The sequence below is a fragment of the Acidovorax sp. Root568 genome (assembly GCF_001427445.1).
GTDB lineage: Bacteria > Pseudomonadota > Gammaproteobacteria > Burkholderiales > Burkholderiaceae_C > Acidovorax > Acidovorax delafieldii.
Genome location: NZ_LMGP01000014.1, coordinates 248,740 through 267,199, shown reverse-complemented (window position 1 = coordinate 267,199; position 18,460 = coordinate 248,740). Strand labels below are relative to the sequence as shown.

Below are 18,460 nucleotides of genomic sequence, written 5' to 3'. Positions count from 1 at the left end.
GCTCGTTGTGTGCGCAAGCGCTGGGCTCACATCAACGAGAAATCGCGGTCAAACTTCATCAGGTGCTGGCCGCCATCGACCAGCAGCGTGGTGCCGGTGATGGAACGGTTCTCCAGCGCAAATTTCACCGTGGCGGCCACGTCCTCGGCGGTGGAAGAGCGGCCCAGGGGGCTGAGGGAATGCAGCTGGGCGAACTTTTCGTCGCTCAGCATATGGCTGGTCAATGTGAGGCCGGGTGCCACGCCCACCACACGCACGCGCGGCGCCAGGGCCAGCGCCAGCATGGTGCCGGCGGCTTCCAGCGCGGCCTTGGAGAGCGTGTAGCTCATGAAGTCGGGGTTCTGGTTCCAGAGCTTCTGGTCCAGCAGGTTGACCACGGCGCCCTGCGCGTCGGCCTCACCCGCCGCCACCCGGTCGGCCAAATGCTGGTGCAGGGCCTGGGCCAGCAGCACGGGGGCCGCGGTGTTGCTGCGCAGGTGCTTTTCGAGCGCGGCAAAGCCAAAGGTCTCTACGTTGTCGTGCTCGAACAGGGAGGCGCTGTTGACCACCGCGTCAACGCTGCCAAAGTGCGCCACCACGCGGGGCAGCAGGCCGCGCACGGCGGCTTCGTCATCAAAATCGGCCTCAAAATGGGCGCTTGCGCTAGTCAATCTTGCACATTCAGCTGCTGTATTGATAGCATCTTGCGCTGACGAGCGGTAGTGCACCGCCACCTGCCAGCCGCCGGCAGCCAGGGCCAGCGCAATGCTGCGACCCAGGCGCTTGGCGGCACCGGTCACCAGCACGGTGCGGGGGCGGTGGGGAAGGGGAGGGATGGACATGTGGGGGACAATGCGGGCCGTGACCCAAAGACCCGACAGTTTAACGACCGCCCTGCACCAGCACATCACCCAGGCCATTGCCGCCGAGGGTGGATGGCTGGGTTTTGATCGCTTCATGGCCTTGGCCTTGTACACGCCCGGCCTGGGCTACTACGCCAACGATTCCACCAAATTCGGTGCCATGCCGGAGTCGGGCAGCGACTTCGTGACCGCGCCCGAGATGACCCCACTGTTCGGCCAGACCCTGGCCGTGCAGGTGGGCGAGGCGCTGGCCCAAACCGGCACCGACGAGGTCTGGGAGTTCGGCGCGGGCTCGGGCGCGCTGGCGCTGCAGTTGCTGGATACGCTGGGCGACCAGGTGCAGCGCTACACCATCGTCGATCTGTCGGGCAGCCTGCGCGCGCGCCAGCAGGCCAAACTGGTGGCGCATGCCCACAAGCTGCGCTGGGTGGATGCCTTGCCTGAGAAATTCAGCGGCGTGGTGGTGGGCAACGAGGTGCTCGATGCCATGCCCGTGCAACTGCTCGCCCGCCACGGCGGCCAGCAGGGCGGTGTGTGGCATGAGCGCGGAGTGGCGGTAGCTCAGGACGGCAGTTTTGCCTGGGCCGACCGCCCCACCGACCTGCGCCCGCCCATCGACATCGAAGGCCCGCAGGACTACCTGACCGAGATCCACGCCCAGGGCGAAGGCTTCATGCGCATGCTGGCCGACCGGCTCACGCGCGGCGCAGCCTTCTTGCTGGACTATGGATTTGGCGAAGATGAGTACTACCACCCCCAGCGCCACATGGGCACCGTGATGTGCCACCAGGGCCACCTGGCCGATGGCGACCCGCTGGTGGCGGTGGGGCTCAAAGACATCACCGCCCACGTCAACTTCACCGCCATGGCACTGGCCGCGCAGGAGGCGGGCCTGAATGTGCTGGGCTACACCACGCAGGCGCATTTTTTGATCAATTGCGGCTTGTTACCCAAGATGGAGCAGTTACCGCAAGCCCAGCGGGCAACAGCGGCCAAATTGATCATGGAACACGAGATGGGCGAGCTGTTCAAGGTGCTGGCTGTGGGCGCGGGCGAGCCATGGGAGCCGCTGGGGTTCAGCCACGGAGACCGCTCGCACCGGCTGTAGGCGGCGCGATGGCGGCCTTGCCGTCCCGTCCTAGGGCAGAGATGGGAAGGCGTTGCTGCGCGGGTTCAGAGGCTCGCGGTCGGTTTGGGACTGCTTTGCGCGGTGTGCCTTGGGGGGGCTCAACGCAGCTGCGCTGCGTCGCCGCCTTGGTCTGCCGCTAGCGTCACCGCATCGCTGCGGTCCTTCAGCCCCACCCCCGTCAGCCCCAGTTGCCGCGCCTCCTGGCACAGCCACCACAGGCGCGCAGCGGCGGCGGCCGGGGGCAGGCCCTCGGGCCGCACGTTGGAGATGCAATTGCGCTGCGCATCGTGGCGCCCCACCTGCGGGTGCCAGGTGAGGTAGATGCCGAGGCTGTCGGGCGAGCTGAGGCCTGGCCGCTCGCCGATCAGCACCGCCACCAGGCGCGCGCCCAACAGCGCGCCCACCTCGTCACCCAGTGCCACGCGGGCCTGTTGGGCAATCACCACGGGGCCCAGCTGCCAGCCTGCGGGCGCCTGTTGGCAAATCGCGCCGATGAGCGGTGGCGCCTGCCGCGCCACGGCCAGGGACGAGAGGCCGTCGGCCACCAGCAGCAGCAGGTCCACGGGGCGGCCGCCGCTGTGCTGATCGCCCAGGTCGCGCAGCGCCTGCGCATCGGCGTCGCACAGGCGGCGGCCCAGGTCGGGGCGCAGCAGGTAGGTGGCGCGGTCGGGGGCGGCGCTGTGCACGGGGAGCGTCGCGCAGCCCTGGGCCTGCAGTTGGGCGGCCAGCGCTTCTGCGGCCAGCGGGATGTGCACGGCGTCGCGCGCCTGCGCATGGGCCAGGCCAAAACGCAGCAGCTCGGCCGTGGGCAGGGCTGCGCCCGCACGCCCCAGGGCCAGGCGCGCCTGGGTGTGGGCGCGCAGGTCGTCCCAGGGGTCGGGAGGGATGCCGTGTGGCGCTGGTTCGTGTGTCATGCGCCCAGCCTCCATTGCCGCATTTGTGCCAGCGCCGGGTGTTGATCGTGGGCAGGCAGCAGGCGTCCGCCTGCATCGGTGATGTGCATGCGCTGCAGCCAGGCGCCAAACTCGGGCGCGCACTGCAGGCCCAGCACCTCGCGCAGGTAGAGCGCGTCGTGGAACGAGGTGCTCTGGTAGTTGAGCATGATGTCGTCCGCACCCGGAACGCCCATGATGAAAGTCAGGCCCGCCGTGCCCAACAGCGTCATCAGCGTGTCCATGTCGTCGGAGTCAGCCTCGGCGTGGTTGGTGTAGCAGACATCGCAGCCCAGCGGCACGCCCAGCAGCTTGCCGCAGAAGTGGTCTTCCAGGCCCGCGCGGATGATTTGCTTGCCGTCGTACAGGTATTCCGGGCCGATGAAACCGACCACCGTGTTGGTCAGCAGCGGCGCAAACGCGCGGGCCACGCCGTAGGCCCGCGCCTCGCAGGTCTGCTGGTCCACGCCGTGGTGGGCGTTGGCCGACAGGGCGCTGCCTTGGCCGGTCTCGAAATACATCACGTTGTCGCCCAGGGTTCCACGCTGCAGTGAAAGCGCCGCGTCGCGCGCCTCCTTCAGCAGCGCCAGCGAAATGCCAAAGCTCGCGTTGGCCGCCTCGGTACCCGCAATCGACTGGAACACCAGGTCCACCGGCGCGCCTTGTTCCACCATCTGGATCGTGTTGGTCACATGCGTGAGCACACACGACTGGGTGGGGATCTGCAGCCGCTCGATCACATCGCCCAGCATGTGCACCAGCCCGGTGAGCGCGGCGATGCTGTCGGTGGCCGGGTTCACGCCAATCACCGCGTCGCCCGCGCCGTACAGCAGGCCGTCGATCATCGACGCCGCAATGCCGCGCAGGTCGTCCGTAGGGTGGTTGGGCTGCAGCCGCACGGCCAGGTGGCCCGGCAGGCCGATGGTGTTGCGAAACCGCGTGACCACGCGGCACTTGCGCGCCACGGCGATCAAGTCCTGGTTGCGCATGAGCTTGCTCACGGCCGCCGCCATCTCGGGCGTGATGCCGGGTGCCACGGCGGCGAGCATGGCGCTGTCGGTGCTGTGGGCCAGCAGCCAGTTGCGGAAGTCCCCCACGGTGAGATGGGCGAGGGGCGCGAACGCGGCGGCGTTGTGGGTGTCGAGGATCAGGCGCGTGACCTCGTCGCTTTCGTAGGGGATGAGCGCCTCGCTCAGAAAGCGCGTCAGGGGGATGTCGGCCAGGCACAGGCGCGCGGCCATGCGCTCCACAGCCGATGTGGCTGCCACGCCTGCCAGGGCGTCGCCCGAGCGCAGCGGCGTGGCCTTGGCCATCACTTCGCGCAGATCGCTGAACTGCCAGCGCTCGCCGCCAATGGTGTGCTGGTAGGCCATGGTGCGTTCTGCCCCCTGTGAATGCCTCAGGCCACTACGATGTGACAGCCCGCTGCCTGCAGTGCCGAGAAGGCGGGCAAGGACCGGGCACCTGCGTCGGTGACCAGCGTGCCCACGTCGGCCAGGCTGGCATAGGTCACGCGGCTGGCTTGTCCCACCTTGCTGTGGTCGGCCAGCAAGATCAGCTCCTTGGCCTGCGCAGCCATGGCGCGGGCCACGGCGGCCTCGTGGTGTTCAAAGCTGGTGGCGCCACTGTGCACGCTGATGCCCACGGGCGAGAGCAGGGCCACATCGGCGCGGTAGCGGTGGATTTCGGCCACGGTGGTGTCGCCGTGCGTGGCCTGCACGGCAGGGTCGGTGCGGCCACCGAGCAGGATCACGTCGTTGCGTGTGTTGCGCCCGGCGTCGGCTGCAGCGAGCTTGAGCGCCACGTTCAGCCCGTTGGTAATGATGGTCAGGCCCGACAGGCTGGACAACGCTTCGGCCAGCAGGGTGGTGGTGCTGCCCGCATCAATGAACAGCGTTTGCCCCGGCTGCAGCAGCTGCAGGGCGGCGCGGGCGATGGCGCGTTTTTCGCGCTCGCGCACCGCCTGGCGCACGGCCAGCGGGGGTTCTGGCTCTGGCCCCTGGGCCACCACGCCCCCGTGCACGCGCCGCAGAATGCCCTGCGACTCCAGCGCGAGGATGTCGCGGCGCACGGTCTCGCGCGACACATCCAGGTCTTGCGCAATGCGCTCCGTGCTCACCCGCGAGAGCGTGGACAGCAGGGTGCGGATGCGGAGGAAACGTTCTTCTTGCAGCATGGGGCGATGTTAGGCGGGCTTGGAGCCTGGGGCGCGTCGGACGCGGCGCTGCGTGCCAAAGTGCAGCAGCAGCGCCAGCGACCCCACCACCGCCATGATGCAGGTAGAGAACGCTGCCGCCTGCGAAGTCAGCCCCGCTTCATCCAGCCGCATCACCGTCACCGCCCCCATGGGCAGCGAGGGCGTGATGAGGAAGATGACCGCCGACAGCGTGACCATGGAGCGCATGAACAAGAACACCAGCACCGCCAGCAACGTAGGCAGCAGCGCGGGCAGGTACACATCGCGCAGCACGCGGGCGGTGCTGCCGCCCAGCACGGTGGTGGCGTCTTCCAGCGTGGTGGGCACGTTGCGCATGCCGGTCATCATGGTCATGAAACCCTGCGTGTGGTAGTGGTAGTAGTTGCACAGCGCCAGCAAGATGGCCGTGCCATACAGCATGCCCCAGGGCCAGGTGGCGGTGTTGAAGGTGAACACATAGGCCAGCCCCAGCACCAGCCCGGGCACGCCCACCGGCAGGGCCGACAGCGCCGTGGCCGCCTGCGCCAGCCGCCCCGGCAGGCGGCGGATGCCAAAGCACAGCACAAACAGCATCGCCGTGCCCACGCTGGCGGCGAGGGCCGAAACCCACACCGAGGTCCACAGCGGCGCATAGCCCCCCGCAATGGTGATGTCGTAGTGCTTGAGCGTGAGGTCCAGCCGGTAGGGCCACAGCCGGATGAAGCTGGCCACCACCACCGTGAGCACCAGGGCCACGATGCTGCCCGCAATGCCCATGCAGGCGATGAAGAATGCGGTATCGCGCCCCGGGCGGCGGGTGGGCGTGGGCGGCAGGGCCGATTCGGCACCTGCCCCGGCACGTTGTGCGGCCATGCGTTCGATGAACACCGACAACGCGGCGGGCGCCAGCAGCAGCATGCCCACCACCGCGCCCATGCCAAACCTCATCTGCCCGCTGACCTGGTTGTAGATCTCGGTGGCCAGTACGGCAAAGTTGCCGCCAATGACCACGGCGTTGCCAAAGTCGGTGATGGTGATGGTGAACACCACAAACCCCGCGCTCAGCAGGCCGTAGCGGGCCTGCGGCAGCGTGATGTCGCAAAACTGTCGCCACGGCGTGGCGCCCAGCACCTCGGCGGCGTCGTACTGCCGGGCATCGCCCTGGCGCAACGCGGTGCGCACGATGAGCACGGCCTGCGGCAGCGCATAAAGCACGTCCGCAATCAGCAGACCCCAGAACCCATAGATTTCGGGCCGCACGCCCAGCATCTTGCCCACGATGCCATTGCGCCCCAGCAAAAAGATGAGGCCCAGCCCCAGCACCAGCGAGGGCGCCAGCATGGGCAGCGCCAGCGCCCCGGCCACAAAGCGGCGGCCCGGCATGCCGGTGCGCTCCAGGCCAAACGCCACCACAAAGGCCAGCACCAGCGTGACGGCCGTGGTCACTGCGCCCAGCAGCAGGCTGTTGGCCAGGGCCCGCCACACGCCGGGGGTGTCGAGCAGCGCGGCGTAGTTGCCCCAGCCGATGCCGCCCGTGTCCTGCACCAGGCTGCGCCAGGCAATGGCCAGCATGGGCACGCCAAAGAACAGCACCAGCGCGGCCAGCGGCAGAAGCAGGCAGGCGCGCAGCAGCCAGCGCTCGCTGGCATGCATGGGTGGCAGTTGGGGGGTGACAGTGGTGCTCATGCGTGCACCCAGGCACAGTCCTGCGCGCCCACCGAGATGTCCACGCTCTGGCCCACCTCCCAGCTGCTGGCGCTGCTGGATTCGGCCAGCAGGTCCAGGTCGTTCCAGCGCAGTTGCACCCGCTGGATGCTGCCCAGGAACGTGGTGCCAGTGACGCGGCCCGCGCCCTGCGCGCTGGCCTGCAGTTGCAGCCGTTCGGGGCGGATGCACAGCAGGGCGGATTCGGGCGCCATGCCTTCGGGCGCATCGCCCAGCGCGGGCTGCAGCAGCCGGGCCTGGGCAGGCGGCAGCAGGTTGCTGTGCCCCATAAAGTTGGCAACGAAACGGGTGCGCGGCGCCAGGTACAGCTCGCGCGGTGAGCCCGCTTGTGCAATGCGCCCACCCTGCATGCAGACGATGCGGTCGGCCATGGCCAGGGCTTCTTCCTGGTCGTGCGTGACCATGATGGTGGGAATGCCAAGGCGGCGCTGCACCTCGCGCAGTTCGTGGCGCAGGTCGGCGCGCACGCGCGCATCCAGCGCCGACAGGGGCTCATCGAGCAGCAGCAGCGAAGGGTTCACCGCCAGTGCCCGCGCAATGGCCACGCGCTGCTGCTGGCCGCCCGACAGCTGCGCCGGGTAGCGCCCGCCATAGTCGGCCAGCTTCACCATGTCCAGCAGCTCGGCCGTCCGCGCCTGCACCACATCGGGCGGTGTGCGGCGGATGGCCAGGCCGTAGCCCACGTTCTGCGCCACCGTCATGTGCGGGAACAGCGAGTACGACTGGAACACGATGCCAAAGCCCCGGTCGCGTGCCGGCAGCGTGGCCAGATCGCGCCCACCCAGGGTGATGCGGCCGCCATCGGCAGGCAGCAGCCCCGCGATGATGCGCAGCAGCGTGGTCTTGCCGCAGCCGCTGGGGCCGAGCAGGCACACGAACTCCGAGGCGGCCACGGCGAAGTGGATGCGTTCGAGCGCGACCTGGCCGTCAAAGCTCTTGTGCAGGTCGGTGATCTGCAGGGACATGGTGTGTGGTCCTTGGGGAGTACGGTTCAGCGCAGCGGTTCGGTACAGCGGCTCAGCGGCCGATGGTCTTTTGCCAGGCGCCCAGGATCGCGTCGCGTTCCTTGGCGGACTTGGCAAAGTCCATGGGGTAGAGCACCTTGGAGAGGTCGGCGGGCAGGCCTGCCGCTGCAGCCGCCTTGGATTGCGGCACGCCGGGCACGGTGACGATTTCCTTGTACTTGGTGTAGAGCTGCGCCGCGCCGGGCGACAGCGTCCAGTCCAGAAAGCGCTTGGCGTCGACCTTGTTCTTGGAGCTGGCCATCAGGCCCGAGGCTTCCAGCTCATAGCCCGCGCCGTCGGTGGGGATCACCATCTTGACCGGGTAGCCCTCGTCCACCGACTGCATGGCCGCAAACGCCAGCGAGGTGCCAATTGCAAACTCACCCGCCCGCGCGGCCTTGCAGGGGCGGGAGCCCGACTTGATGTACTGCGCCACGTTGCCATCCATGGCCTTGATGAGCTTCCAGCCCTCGTCATTGCCGCGCGACTGGATCAGCGCGGCAATCTGCAGGTAGCCCGTGCCCGAGGACACCGGGTTGGGCATGACGACCTCGCCCTTGTAGACGGGGTTGGTGAGGTCCTTCCACGACGTGGGCATGGGCAGCTTCTTGGCCTTGAGCACCTCGGTGTTCACGCAGAACGCGGCCATGTAGCCGGTGGTGGTGAACCATTTGCCATCGGTGGCCTTGTCCTTGGCAGCCAGCTTGTCGCTGCCCTTGGGGCTGTAGGGCTCCAGCAGTGCGGTGATGCGCGGGTCCAGCGTGTTGGTCAGCGCCCAGCCCCAGATCACGTCGTGCTGCGGGTTGGCAGCTTCGGCCAGGATGCGCGCGCCCAGGTCGCCCGTGGACAGGCGCAGGACCTTCACATCCACATCGGGCAAGTCCTTTTTGGCGGCGGCCAGGTATTCCTTGATCTCGTCTTCTTCGAGCGCGGTGTAGGCCGTGACGGTGCCCGCCTGGGCGGCGGTCAGCCCGCAGGCCAAGGCGCCCAGCACGGGCAGCAGGCGCAGGTCGGCAAAGAGGGAGGAGCGTGTGCGCATGAATTTCTCCAGAACGGTGCGTTGCCAAAAAACAGTGCGGGGTCGCCGCAGGCCAGGGAATTTGTTCACCAAATGTGTGCCTTTTATTGCACTTGTGCAAATTATTGTTTTTGCACGAAAATACACAAGCACTAAATATGCCAACCCGTTCATGCCGAGCGGTAGGCCCTTCCCCATTGCCCAACCACTGCCCGCACCTCTTTCCTTGCACATTCCCATGAACACTTTGCCAACCCCCGTTTCCCCCTTCCTGGACCTGGCGCACGCCCTGGCCGATGCGGCCCGTGTGCACTCGCTGCGGTACTTCCGCACCCCGCTGGATGTGCTGACCAAATCGGACGAGAGCCCGGTCACCATTGCCGACCGCGAGGCCGAGGCCGCGATGCGCGCGGTGCTGCGGGCGCAGGCACCCACGCACGGCATCCTGGGCGAGGAGCATGGCCGCGAGCGGCTGGACGCCGAGTACGTGTGGGTGATCGACCCCATCGACGGCACCAAGAGCTTCATCACTGGATCGCCGCTGTGGGGCACGCTGGTGGCACTGCTGCACCAGGGCCAGCCCGTGCTGGGGCTCATGGATTTGCCGGTGCTGGGTGAGCGCTGGACGGGGCTGGCAGGCCAGCTGACGCAGTGCAATGGCCAGCCTGTGCGGGCCAGCGGGTGTGAACAACTGGCGCAGGCCCGCATCTACACCACGTCGCCGGATGCCTTTGGTGCGGCCGACTGGCAGTGCTTTGATGCGCTCAGCCGCCAGTGCGCGCTGCGGCGGTTTGGTGGCGACTGCTACGCCTATGCCCAGCTGGCGGGCGGGCATGTGGACCTGGTGGTGGAGGCAGGGCTGCAGCCGTACGATTACCTCTCGCTGGTCTGCCTGGTGGAGGGCGCGGGCGGGCGCATTACCGACTGGCAGGGCCGCGCGCTCACGGTGGCATCGGATGGTCGGGTGGTGGCGGCTGCCACGCCGCATTTGCATGCCCAGGCGCTGGCCCAACTGGCCGAAACCGCCATCGCCTAGTCGAATGCGGTGGCGCCTACACTGGGCGCACCATGTTCCGCTGGCTCCTCGTTATTCTCCTGGCCCTGATGTTCATCAGCTGGCTGTCGCCGCTGCTGCGGCGCATGGGCTTTGGGCGGTTGCCCGGGGACTTCCGGTTTCGCTGGCTGGGGCGCGATTGGGATGTGCCGCTGGCGTCCACGCTGCTGCTGAGCTTTGTGGTCAGCCTGATCACCAAGCTGTTGTAGGGCCGCCATCACCGCGGCCGCTGCGCCTGCTAGCCCGCCGTCTGCAGCGCGTCCAGAAACGCCTTGCGCCACCAGTGCACATCGTGCTCCCTGATGCGCGCCATGAGCTTCTGGTGGCGCGCCTGCCGTTCGGCCAGCGGCATCTGCAGGGCCTGCTGGATGCTGTCGGCCATGCCCTGGGGGTCGTAGGGGTTCACCAGCAGCGCCTCTTTCAACTGTTCTGCTGCACCTGCAAACCGTGACAGCACCAGCACGCCGGGGTTGTCCGGGTCTTGCGCCACCACGTATTCCTTGGCCACCAGGTTCATGCCATCGCGCAGTGGCGTGACCAGGCCCACGGCAGCGGCGCGGCACAGGCCCGGCACACGTTTGCGCGCCACCATGCGGTGGATGTAGCGCACGGGCATCCAATCCAGTTCGCCGTAGTCGCCATTGACCGAGCCGCACAGGCCCTCCAGTTCCTGGCGCAGGTCGGCATAGGCGTGTACGTCGTCGCGGCTGGGCGAGGCGATCATGATCATCGTCGCACTGTCGCGGTTTTCGGGGTAACGATCCAGCAGCTCGCGGAATGCGCGCACGCGGTGCGGAATGCCCTTGGAGTAGTCGAGCCGGTCAATGCCCAGCAGCAGCCGCCTGCGTGAATACTCGTCGCGCATGTTCTCGTAGGTCTCCACCGCGTCGGGGGCGTGTGTGAGGCGGGTGAATTCGTCCACGTCGATGCCGATGGGAAACGACTGCACCACCACGGTAGCCCCAAAGGCGCGCACGCGCTTTTCGTCCACCTCTTCGGCGCTGCCCTCGTTGCGCACGTAGCGCGTGAAATGCGACACGTCGGCCTCGCTCTGCAGGCCCACCAGGTCGTAGGCGAACAAAGAGCGCATCAGCCACTCGTGCTGCGGAATGGCCGCCATGATGAGCGGCGGCGGCATGGGAATGTGCAGAAAGAACCCGATGCGCTGCTTGCAGCCCATGGCACGCAGCTCGGCGGCGAGGGGAATGAGGTGGTAGTCGTGCACCCAGATCACATCGTCATCGCGCAGCAGGGGCAGCAGCTTGCGCGCAAACATCTGGTTCACACGCCGGTAGCCTGTGATGTAGCGGGCGTTGAAGTCGGCCAGGTCCAGCCGGTAATGGAACACCGGCCACAGCACGCTGTTGCTGTAGCCGTGGTAATAGCTGTCGTGGTCTTCGCGGCACAGGTCCACGGTAGCCAGGGTGACGGCGCCGGCCTGGCGGGTGTGCAGTTCGCTCTCGCCGGGTGTGCCGTCTTCGACCACGGTGCCGCTCCAGCCAAACCAGAGTCCTCCGGTCTGGTTCAGGGCTTCGCCCAGGGCCACAGCAAGGCCACCGGCGGCGGGCTTGCGCGGATCGGCAAGGCGGTTGGAGATGACGACAAGACGGCTCATGGGGGCAATCATCCGTGCTGACCGCCCCCGGCCGGTGTCGGACAGCGCCTCAAATCACGCTGTCCCAGGGCGCTGACAGGCGCACGGCGGCGTTGATCACACCCACCATCGAATAGGTCTGCGGGAAGTTGCCCCACATCTCGCGGGTTTCGGGGTGGGTGTCCTCCGACAGCAGGCCCAGCGGGTTGCGTGCGGCCAGCATGGTCTCGAAGATGGCCCGTGCCTCGGCCTTGCGGCCAATGCGCGCCAGCGCGTCGATGCGCCAGAAGGTGCAGATGTTGAAGGCCGTTTCGGGCTTGCCAAAGTCGTCGGCCGCCTCGTAGCGGCGCATGTAGGGCCCATCGCACAGACTCTTTTCCATGGCCTCCACGGTGCTCACAAAGCGTGGGTCCTTGGGGTCGATCAGGCCCACCTCGGCCATCAGCAGCACGCTGGCATCCAGCTCATGCCCGCCAAAACTCTCGGCAAACGCCTGGCGTTCTTCGCACCACGACTTGTCGAGGATCTCGGCGCGCATGCGGTCGGCATGTTGCTGCCAGTGGCTGGCACGGTCGGCCAGCTGCAGCGTGGCGGCGATCTTGGCCAGCCGGTCGCAGGCGGCCCAGCTCATCAGTGCGGACGAGGTGTGCACCCGGGCGCGCGTGCGCAGCTCCCACATGCCGGCATCGGGCTGACCGTACACACGCACTGCGTTGTCGCCCACCTGTTCCAGCCGCTTGAATTCGGCCAGGCCCGCGCGGTGCAGCAGGCGGTGGTCATGAAAGGCCTGGGCCGCGCCCAGCACGATGTTGCCGTACACGTCGTGCTGAAAATGCTCGGCCGCCTGGTTGCCCACGCGCACCGGGCCCATGCCCCGGTAGCCCGCCAGCTGGGGCACAAAACTTTCGGGCAGGTCTTTCTCCAGTCCGATGCCATACAGCGGCTGGATGTGGCCGTCGCCGCCTTCGACCACCACATTGCTCAGCCAGCGCAGGTAGTCCTCCATGGTGCCCACCTCGGAGATGCTGTTGAGTGCGCGCACCACAAAAAAAGCATCGCGCAGCCAGCAGTAGCGGTAGTCCCAGTTGCGGCCGCTGTGGGCCGACTCAGGGATGCTGGTGGTCATGGCGGCCACGATGGCACCGGTTTCTTCGTACAGCGACAGTTTGAGCGTGATGGCCGCACGGATCACTGCGTCCTGCCATTCCAGTGGAATGGCCAGGGCGCGGCTCCAGCTGCGCCAGTAGGCCGTGGTCTCCTGTTCAAAGCGGCGGGCGGTGTCGGTAATACCGTCCACCAGCGTCTCGTCGGCGCCCAGCAGAAAGTTGTGTTCGCGCGTGAGCACAAACGCCTGACCCGACAGCACATGCGACACCGGTGCATCGGTGGACAGGCGCAGCGTTATGCTCTCGCCCACGTAGCGTATGTGGTTGCTGCCGCGCGTGATCTCGGGGGTGGTCTGGCCCCAGTCGTAGCGCACCTTGAGCGCCACACGGATGCGCGGCGACCCCTGGATGGGGCGCACCCGGCGTACCAGCGTCATGGGCCGGAAGTAGCGTGACCGGCTGTAAAAGCGCGGCGCAAAGTCGGTGATCTCGATGCCGTGGCCCGCCTTGTCGAACAACTGCGTGCGCAGGATGGCGGTGTTCGGCTCGTACCACTGGTGGGCCGATGCCAGGTCTTCCAGCTCAATCGCAAAGTGGCTGCCCTCATCCCCGGGCTGCAGCAGGGCATTGAACACCGGGTCGCCATCAAAGCGCGGCAGGCAGCACCACACCATGCGGGCGTGGTCGTCGATCAGTGCGCTGATGGCGCCGTTGCCGATCATCCCGAGGTTGAGCGAGCCCGTCAGGGGGTGTGTGGCGGCGGTGTTCATCGTTAGCGCTCCAGCGTTGTGCGTGCAGACGACAACCAGCCCCGCAGTGCGGCCGATGTCATGCAGCGGTGTTGTGCCATGGTGGGCCCTTCGCCCACCTTGATGCCCCAGCCGCCGAGCGTCTGCACAGCGGCAAAGCCGGCCTCGTCGGTGACGTCATCGCCCACAAAGACCGGCGTGCGGCCCACAAAGGGTGGCTGTGTCATGAAGTCGACGATGGCCTGGCCTTTGTGAACGCCACGGGGTTTCACTTCAAAGACGCATTTGCCACGCAGCAGTTCCACACCTTCCACCTCGCGCATGGCCCGCACCAGCGTGTCATGGCACAGGGATTCGAGGTGGGGCGCCTGGCGGTAGTGCAGGGCCACGCTCACACGCTTGGTCTCCACCAGCAGGCCGGGGTGCCGTGCTGCAAGGTCTTGGGCGGCCTGTAACACGGGCTCCAGGGCGGGTGGCTCGGTGGCGGGAACGGAAGTCTCGCCCAGGCGGTATTGGGCCCCATGTTCGCTCGCCAGCGGCAGGCGCAGTGGCGCCAGAAATCCGTCGATGTCGGCCTCGGGCCTGCCAGTCACGATGGCCAGCGCGCCGCCCAGCTGGGTATGCAGCGATGACAGCGTGGGAATCAGCCCCGACGCGATGCGCACCGCCTCGGGGCGCGGTGCCAGCTCGGTGAGCGTGCCATCGAAGTCGAGAAAAAGCGCATGGGCAGTTGTCAGTGTGGGGAGCAGCTGCATGCACGAAACCATAGCAGACGCTGCAATGCAGATATGGCGACCAGGGGGATTCTGGACTGGTAAACGCGCGCAAGGTTTGCGACCTCTTGAAACGGAGAGCCAGTGCCGCAATGTGTTCAGTGATCCCAATGCCCCTGCCACGCCATGACCGAAGCCCTGCACATCGTCTGCCCTCATTGCCACACCACCAACCGCATGCAGAGTGCCGACCTGAGCAGCGCGCCCGACTGTGGCCAATGCCATCAGCCCCTGTTTGCTGGGGCGCCGCTGGAGCTGGATGCCACCAGCTTTGACAAGCATGTGGTGCGCAGCCACATCCCGGTGCTGGTGGATTTTTGGGCCCCGTGGTGCGGTCCCTGCCGCCAGATGGCGCCCGCCTTTGCGCAGGCTGCCCGTGAGCTGGAACCCCGCGTGCGCCTTGCCAAGCTCAACACCGAAGACCAGCAGGCCATTGCGGCGCGCTACGCCATCCGCAGCATTCCGACCATGATCCTGTTCCAGCAAGGGCGTGAGGTGGCGCGCATTTCGGGCGCGCTGGGGGCGGCAGACATCGTGCGCTGGGTGCGTACCACCGCAGGTTGATGTGCAGCAGTCAGCGGATTCCCAGAACGCGGTCCACCGACACGCTGCCGGCGCCGCGCCCCACCAGGTACAGCATCAGCCCCGCCCATGACAGGTGGGTGGGCCAGGCGTCGGGGTAGACAAACAGTTGAATCGTCAGCGTCATGCCCAGCAGTGCCAGCGCCGACAGGCGCGTGAACAAGCCCAGCACCAGCAGCACCGGAAACAGGTGCTCGGCCACGGTGGCCGTCTGCGCCGCCAGTTCGGGCGGCAGCAAGGGCAGCTTGTACTCGTCGCGGAACAGCGCATACGCGCTGTCGGAGATGGTGAACCAGCCCTCGACCTTGGTTCGTGCCGACATCCAGAAGATGCCCGCAATGGCCACCCGGTTGACCAGTGCCAGCAAGCTGTGCGGGGTGAGCCAGGTGGCGGTGTCGGCCAGGCGCGCCAAGAGCAAGCGTGGGCCTTTGGCAGGGGCCGAAGGGAAGTGTGTGCTGGTGGTCATGAAGGGCTCCTCAGCCTGTGCGTGATTCGGTGAGTATCAATGCGCCTGCGTCCAGCAAGGTGCTGATTAGGGCGGCGAAGTCGGCGGTGGGTTCGGCATTCAGGGCCGACGTGGCGGCGGCTTCCAGCGTGCGGCCATCAGCGCAGGCGTCCAAAAAAGCCGTGCCTGCCCGCGACAAGGGGTGCCACATCACTTCGGCATGGGGCCGGGTCAGCAAGGCGCCATCGCCCGTCCACTCCAGCGCCTCATTGGGATGCAGACCTTCACGGTGGCTCTGCCACAGGGCATAAGCCGGATGCTCGTCACACCAAGCCCAGCGTGCGGCGGGGTGGGGCCGCAGATGCACCAGGGGCAAAGTGTCAGGGGTCTGCTGTGCCAGCCAATGGCGGTCCACGGCGGCGGCGTCTGCCGCCAGATGGCATGCGGTCCAGCAGCAGTCCAGTTGCGCCACGGCGCTCAGGTAGGGCAGTTCGGCCGCCGGTGCAAAACCGGCCAGAAAGTTGTCAAACCCCGCGCCATAGTCCACCAGCAGGCCGTCACGCGGCGGCTGCGCGCGGGCAAACACAGCCGCAGCGGCGCGGAACCAGTCTTCGCCCACCAGCTGGCACACCGTGGGGTAATTGGCCTGCAGCGCATCGATGCAGCCCTTGAGCACGGTGTTGCGGTACACGGCAAAACCAGGCTGAGCTTCCAATGCGGACAGCCATGGTGCATCTGCCGCATGGCCGAGCAGAGCGGCAGAGAAGCCGTCCTGAAAGGTGCTCAGCTGCATGCAACCTCCCGGGGCTGTGCATGGGTGAGCGCGCGGTGGGCCTGCTCCCGCTCGGCCAGCAGTTCATTGAAGGTAGGCAACTGGTCGTCGCGTTCGATCAGGGTGGGTACGGGGCCGGTGCGCGCCATCACCTGCTCGTACAGCGCCCACACCGCTGGCGCGATGGGCGCATCGTGGCTATCGATCAGCAGAGCATTGCCATGCACCGGGTCGGCATGGTGGCCTGCCAGGTGGATCTCTGCCACGGCGTGCAGGGGGAAAGCTTCGAGGTAGGCTTGCGCGCTAAATCCCAGGTTGTTGGCGCTGATGTACACGTTGTTCACGTCCAGCAGCAGCGTGCAGCCGGTGCGCCGCACCAGCTCGGCCAGAAAATCGGTTTCCGCCCAGTCGTGGCCGTCGATGTGCAGGTAATGCGTGGGGTTCTCGATGGCGATGGGGCGCTGCAGCACATCCTGCGTGCGGGCGATGTTGCCGGCGATGCGGTGCAGTGCCGCGTGCGTGCGTGGAAACGGCAACAGGTCGGGCAGGTATTGCCCGCGCCAGGTGGACCAGGCCAGGTGCTCCGAAATGATGGCGGGCTCTATCCGTCTTGCGAGGGCCGCAAGCCGTGCCAGGTGGGCCTCATCAGGTGGTGCATCGGCCGCAAGCGATAGTGACACGCCATGCAGTGCCACTGGGTGGCACGCACGGATGGCCTCCAGCCAGGCCAGGCGCGGGCCGCCGTCGGCCAGGTAGTTCTCGGGGTGCACCTCCCACCACAGGCCGGGGGCAGTGCACCGCAGCGCCTCGTCGTAGTGCTGGGGCTTGAGACCCAGGCCGGCGGTGAGAGGGGATGCCATGGTCAGCTCTTCATGGGCGTCAGCATGCCCATGCCCTTGGGCGTCTTGATAGTGGTGCAGGTGCCTGCGGGCACAAACTTCCAGGCGTTGCCTTGGTAGTCCATCTTGGACGTGCCCGCGCAGGTGGTGCCGGGACCTGCAGCGCAGTCGTTCTTGCCAGCCATCGAGACGCCGTAGCACTTCTCCATGGCAGGCTTGGCGCCGTCCATGGGGGCGGCGTTCGTTTGGGCCATGGCGGCGCCAGAGGTCAGGGCAACAAGTGCGAGGGCGCCGAGGCTGAGGGTGCGAGTGGTCATGGTACGGTTCTCCGAGGGTTGGATAAAGGTTGAATCCGACCGGGTGGCGGCACTGAGGTCGCATTGAGTGGCCCGATCTGCGTTGTAATTCGGGCTGTGCATCAGGCGGGTTACAGCACTGCTCAAAAAATCGTGGCGGCGTTGCGCAAATATTTTTTGTGTTGCCTGTAACCCATTGGCTCCGGCATACGAATTCTTTGCAGGGAGACACCATGGAGATAGTGGAAGAGCGCCTGCGCGGCTTGCTGATGCAGGGGCTGGATGCCGATGCAGCCGCTTACCAGCGTTTTTTGAAGGAGCTGAGCGCTCACCTGCGCGCCTTCCTGCGCCGCCGCCTGGCGCAGCGGCCCGATGAGGTGGAAGACCTGGTGCAGGAGACGCTGCTGGCCGTGCACAACCAGCGCCACACCTACCGGCCCGAGATGCCGGTGACCGCCTGGGCGCATGCGATTGCGCGCTACAAGCTCATCGACTGGCTGCGCTCGCATGCCGTGAAGGAGGGCCGCAACGACCCGCTGGACGATGCCGACGAGTTGTTTGCCACCAGCGACAGCGAGGCTGCCGAAGCCCGGCGAGACCTGGGGCAACTGTTGCGCACGCTGCCAGACAAGCAGCGGCTGCCCATTGAGTATGTGAAGCTGGAAGGGTTGTCGGTGGTCGAGACGGCGCGCCTCACGGGGTTGTCGGAGTCGGCCGTCAAAGTCGGCGTGCACCGGGGGCTCAAGGCCCTGGCCGCCAAGATCAGGGGAATGGCATGAAAACCGATGAATTGATCCACCTGCTGGCCACCGATGACCGGCCGGTGCAGCCCGCCGCTATTGAGCGACGGTTTGCTGTCGCCAGCGCTGTGGGCATTGCCGGTGCCGGGGTGCTGATGCTGGCGCTGTTCGGCCTGCGCCCTGACCTGCTGGCGACCATGGCGTTGCCCATGTTCTGGGGCAAGCTGGTGTTTGCGGCCGCCCTGGCAGCCGCTGGCCTGGCGCTGCTGCGCCGCATGGCCCGCCCGGGCATGCCGCTGGGCCTCGCAGCCCTGTGGCTGGCGGTGCCGCCGCTGGTGCTGTGGGCCATGGCCCTGGGGGCTCTGTGGCAGGTGCCTGCGGCGGAGCGTGTGCCGCTGATTCTGGGCAGCACCTGGCGGACTTGTCCCTTCAATATCGCCTTGCTGTCGGTTCCTGCGTTCGTTGGGGGCTTCTGGGCGCTCAAGGGCGCTGCGCCCACGCGGCTGGCGTGGGCAGGAGCGGGCGCTGGCTTGCTGGCAGGCGCGCTGGGGGCGTTGGTGTATGCCCTGCATTGCCCCGAGATGGCCACCCCGTTTTTGGCGGTGTGGTATCTGGCGGGCATGGCCATCCCGACTGCTCTGGGGGCTGTGCTGGGGCCGCGTCTGCTGCGCTGGTAGCGCTGGT

General features: G+C 67.1%; 20 protein-coding genes. 6 read left to right on the top strand and 14 right to left on the bottom strand.

Annotated features, from left to right (window positions below):
• Positions 1–26: 26 nt before the first annotated feature.
• A complete protein-coding gene (locus tag ASD75_RS10805; protein WP_056745533.1) occupies positions 27–821 on the bottom strand; it encodes an SDR family oxidoreductase in 795 nt (264 codons plus the stop codon).
• Between the two features lie 10 nt (positions 822–831).
• Here ASD75_RS10805 and ASD75_RS10800 point away from each other — a divergent pair, with 10 nt between their 5' ends.
• On the top strand, positions 832–1,950 hold the full coding sequence (locus ASD75_RS10800; RefSeq protein WP_056745531.1) for a class I SAM-dependent methyltransferase: 1,119 nt from the start codon (positions 832–834) through the stop codon (positions 1,948–1,950).
• 119 nt (positions 1,951–2,069) lie between these two features.
• Here ASD75_RS10800 and eutC read toward each other — a convergent pair whose 3' ends face one another.
• From eutC to ASD75_RS10770, 6 genes are read right to left on the bottom strand one after another with little or no spacing between them, the layout of a single operon-like run.
• Positions 2,070–2,885 carry an ethanolamine ammonia-lyase subunit EutC gene (gene eutC / locus ASD75_RS10795; RefSeq protein WP_056745891.1) on the bottom strand — a complete coding sequence of 272 codons (816 nt, stop codon included), beginning with the start codon at positions 2,883–2,885 and terminating at the stop codon, positions 2,070–2,072.
• Positions 2,882–4,276: an ethanolamine ammonia-lyase subunit EutB gene (locus ASD75_RS10790; RefSeq protein ID WP_056745529.1), complete on the bottom strand. Its 1,395-nt coding sequence runs from the start codon at positions 4,274–4,276 to the stop codon at positions 2,882–2,884. The genes eutC and ASD75_RS10790 overlap by 4 nt, the downstream gene beginning before the upstream one ends.
• A 26-nt stretch (positions 4,277–4,302) precedes the next feature.
• Positions 4,303–5,079, bottom strand: coding sequence for a DeoR/GlpR family DNA-binding transcription regulator (locus ASD75_RS10785; RefSeq protein WP_056745527.1), 777 nt, complete (start codon positions 5,077–5,079; stop codon positions 4,303–4,305).
• 9 nt (positions 5,080–5,088) lie between these two features.
• A complete protein-coding gene (locus ASD75_RS10780; protein ID WP_056745524.1) occupies positions 5,089–6,765 on the bottom strand; it encodes an ABC transporter permease subunit in 1,677 nt (558 codons plus the stop codon).
• Positions 6,762–7,769 (bottom strand): ABC transporter ATP-binding protein, encoded by a 1,008-nt coding sequence (locus ASD75_RS10775; RefSeq protein ID WP_056745522.1) that lies wholly within the window; start codon positions 7,767–7,769, stop codon positions 6,762–6,764. Before ASD75_RS10775 ends, ASD75_RS10780 begins: the two co-directional genes overlap by 4 nt.
• Positions 7,770–7,821: 52 nt before the next feature.
• Complete coding sequence (locus ASD75_RS10770; protein WP_056745520.1) at positions 7,822–8,847, bottom strand: ABC transporter substrate-binding protein; 1,026 nt, start codon at positions 8,845–8,847, stop codon at positions 7,822–7,824.
• Positions 8,848–9,064: 217 nt separating this feature from the next.
• Here ASD75_RS10770 and hisN point away from each other — a divergent pair, with 217 nt between their 5' ends.
• Together hisN and ASD75_RS10760 are read left to right on the top strand one after the other, a co-directional pair.
• The gene (gene hisN, locus ASD75_RS10765; protein WP_056745518.1) at positions 9,065–9,862 is read left to right on the top strand and encodes a histidinol-phosphatase; all 798 of its coding nucleotides are present in this window, start codon (positions 9,065–9,067) and stop codon (positions 9,860–9,862) included.
• A 32-nt stretch (positions 9,863–9,894) separates the two neighbouring features.
• A complete protein-coding gene (locus ASD75_RS10760) occupies positions 9,895–10,089 on the top strand; it encodes a DUF2905 domain-containing protein (protein WP_056745516.1) in 195 nt (64 codons plus the stop codon).
• 29 nt (positions 10,090–10,118) lie between these two features.
• Here the strand turns inward: ASD75_RS10760 and otsA are convergent, their stop codons facing one another.
• Genes otsA through otsB form a run of 3 tightly spaced genes read right to left on the bottom strand, consistent with a single transcriptional unit; the run spans position 10,119 to position 14,084 of the window.
• A complete protein-coding gene (gene otsA, locus ASD75_RS10755) occupies positions 10,119–11,495 on the bottom strand; it encodes an alpha,alpha-trehalose-phosphate synthase (UDP-forming) (protein WP_056745889.1) in 1,377 nt (458 codons plus the stop codon).
• 49 nt (positions 11,496–11,544) lie between these two features.
• Positions 11,545–13,350 carry a glycoside hydrolase family 15 protein gene (locus ASD75_RS10750; RefSeq protein WP_056745513.1) on the bottom strand — a complete coding sequence of 602 codons (1,806 nt, stop codon included), beginning with the start codon at positions 13,348–13,350 and terminating at the stop codon, positions 11,545–11,547.
• A gap of 2 nt (positions 13,351–13,352) precedes the next feature.
• Entirely contained in the window at positions 13,353–14,084 is a 732-nt protein-coding gene (otsB, locus tag ASD75_RS10745) for a trehalose-phosphatase (protein WP_056745512.1), read from the bottom strand.
• A gap of 144 nt (positions 14,085–14,228) precedes the next feature.
• Here otsB and trxC point away from each other — a divergent pair, with 144 nt between their 5' ends.
• Positions 14,229–14,666, top strand: a complete 438-nt coding sequence (gene trxC / locus ASD75_RS10740; protein WP_056745510.1) for a thioredoxin TrxC — start codon at positions 14,229–14,231, stop codon at positions 14,664–14,666.
• Between the two features lie 10 nt (positions 14,667–14,676).
• On the opposite strand, the gene ASD75_RS10735 is transcribed toward trxC, so the two are convergent.
• From ASD75_RS10735 to ASD75_RS10720, 4 genes are read right to left on the bottom strand one after another with little or no spacing between them, the layout of a single operon-like run.
• Positions 14,677–15,150, bottom strand: coding sequence for a DoxX family protein (locus tag ASD75_RS10735; RefSeq protein WP_056745508.1), 474 nt, complete (start codon positions 15,148–15,150; stop codon positions 14,677–14,679).
• A gap of 10 nt (positions 15,151–15,160) precedes the next feature.
• The gene (locus ASD75_RS10730) at positions 15,161–15,922 is read right to left on the bottom strand and encodes a DNA-binding domain-containing protein (protein WP_056745506.1); all 762 of its coding nucleotides are present in this window, start codon (positions 15,920–15,922) and stop codon (positions 15,161–15,163) included.
• Positions 15,913–16,761, bottom strand: a complete 849-nt coding sequence (locus ASD75_RS10725; RefSeq protein WP_056745504.1) for a DUF692 domain-containing protein — start codon at positions 16,759–16,761, stop codon at positions 15,913–15,915. The genes ASD75_RS10730 and ASD75_RS10725 overlap by 10 nt, the downstream gene beginning before the upstream one ends.
• A 2-nt stretch (positions 16,762–16,763) precedes the next feature.
• A complete protein-coding gene (locus ASD75_RS10720; protein WP_056059544.1) occupies positions 16,764–17,057 on the bottom strand; it encodes a DUF2282 domain-containing protein in 294 nt (97 codons plus the stop codon).
• A 212-nt stretch (positions 17,058–17,269) separates the two neighbouring features.
• Between ASD75_RS10720 and ASD75_RS10715 the strand changes: the two genes are divergently transcribed.
• Complete coding sequence (locus tag ASD75_RS10715; protein WP_056059542.1) at positions 17,270–17,815, top strand: sigma-70 family RNA polymerase sigma factor; 546 nt, start codon at positions 17,270–17,272, stop codon at positions 17,813–17,815.
• The gene (locus ASD75_RS10710; RefSeq protein ID WP_056745502.1) at positions 17,812–18,453 is read left to right on the top strand and encodes a DUF1109 domain-containing protein; all 642 of its coding nucleotides are present in this window, start codon (positions 17,812–17,814) and stop codon (positions 18,451–18,453) included. The genes ASD75_RS10715 and ASD75_RS10710 overlap by 4 nt, the downstream gene beginning before the upstream one ends.
• Positions 18,454–18,460 lie beyond the last annotated feature (7 nt).

Excerpts from the sequence above, each read along its gene's own strand:
- ASD75_RS10805 (WP_056745533.1), bottom strand. The coding sequence starts at position 821 with ATGTCCATCCCTCCCCTTCCCCACCGCCCCCGCACCGTGCTGGTGACC.
- ASD75_RS10800 (WP_056745531.1), top strand. The coding sequence starts at position 832 with ATGCGGGCCGTGACCCAAAGACCCGACAGTTTAACGACCGCCCTGCAC.
- eutC (WP_056745891.1), bottom strand. The coding sequence starts at position 2,885 with ATGACACACGAACCAGCGCCACACGGCATCCCTCCCGACCCCTGGGAC.
- ASD75_RS10790 (WP_056745529.1), bottom strand. The coding sequence starts at position 4,276 with ATGGCCTACCAGCACACCATTGGCGGCGAGCGCTGGCAGTTCAGCGAT.
- ASD75_RS10785 (WP_056745527.1), bottom strand. The coding sequence starts at position 5,079 with ATGCTGCAAGAAGAACGTTTCCTCCGCATCCGCACCCTGCTGTCCACG.
- ASD75_RS10780 (WP_056745524.1), bottom strand. The coding sequence starts at position 6,765 with ATGAGCACCACTGTCACCCCCCAACTGCCACCCATGCATGCCAGCGAG.
- ASD75_RS10775 (WP_056745522.1), bottom strand. The coding sequence starts at position 7,769 with ATGTCCCTGCAGATCACCGACCTGCACAAGAGCTTTGACGGCCAGGTC.
- ASD75_RS10770 (WP_056745520.1), bottom strand. The coding sequence starts at position 8,847 with ATGCGCACACGCTCCTCCCTCTTTGCCGACCTGCGCCTGCTGCCCGTG.
- hisN (WP_056745518.1), top strand. The coding sequence starts at position 9,065 with ATGAACACTTTGCCAACCCCCGTTTCCCCCTTCCTGGACCTGGCGCAC.
- ASD75_RS10760 (WP_056745516.1), top strand. The coding sequence starts at position 9,895 with ATGTTCCGCTGGCTCCTCGTTATTCTCCTGGCCCTGATGTTCATCAGC.
- otsA (WP_056745889.1), bottom strand. The coding sequence starts at position 11,495 with ATGAGCCGTCTTGTCGTCATCTCCAACCGCCTTGCCGATCCGCGCAAG.
- ASD75_RS10750 (WP_056745513.1), bottom strand. The coding sequence starts at position 13,350 with ATGAACACCGCCGCCACACACCCCCTGACGGGCTCGCTCAACCTCGGG.
- otsB (WP_056745512.1), bottom strand. The coding sequence starts at position 14,084 with ATGCAGCTGCTCCCCACACTGACAACTGCCCATGCGCTTTTTCTCGAC.
- trxC (WP_056745510.1), top strand. The coding sequence starts at position 14,229 with ATGACCGAAGCCCTGCACATCGTCTGCCCTCATTGCCACACCACCAAC.
- ASD75_RS10735 (WP_056745508.1), bottom strand. The coding sequence starts at position 15,150 with ATGACCACCAGCACACACTTCCCTTCGGCCCCTGCCAAAGGCCCACGC.
- ASD75_RS10730 (WP_056745506.1), bottom strand. The coding sequence starts at position 15,922 with ATGCAGCTGAGCACCTTTCAGGACGGCTTCTCTGCCGCTCTGCTCGGC.
- ASD75_RS10725 (WP_056745504.1), bottom strand. The coding sequence starts at position 16,761 with ATGGCATCCCCTCTCACCGCCGGCCTGGGTCTCAAGCCCCAGCACTAC.
- ASD75_RS10720 (WP_056059544.1), bottom strand. The coding sequence starts at position 17,057 with ATGACCACTCGCACCCTCAGCCTCGGCGCCCTCGCACTTGTTGCCCTG.
- ASD75_RS10715 (WP_056059542.1), top strand. The coding sequence starts at position 17,270 with ATGGAGATAGTGGAAGAGCGCCTGCGCGGCTTGCTGATGCAGGGGCTG.
- ASD75_RS10710 (WP_056745502.1), top strand. The coding sequence starts at position 17,812 with ATGAAAACCGATGAATTGATCCACCTGCTGGCCACCGATGACCGGCCG.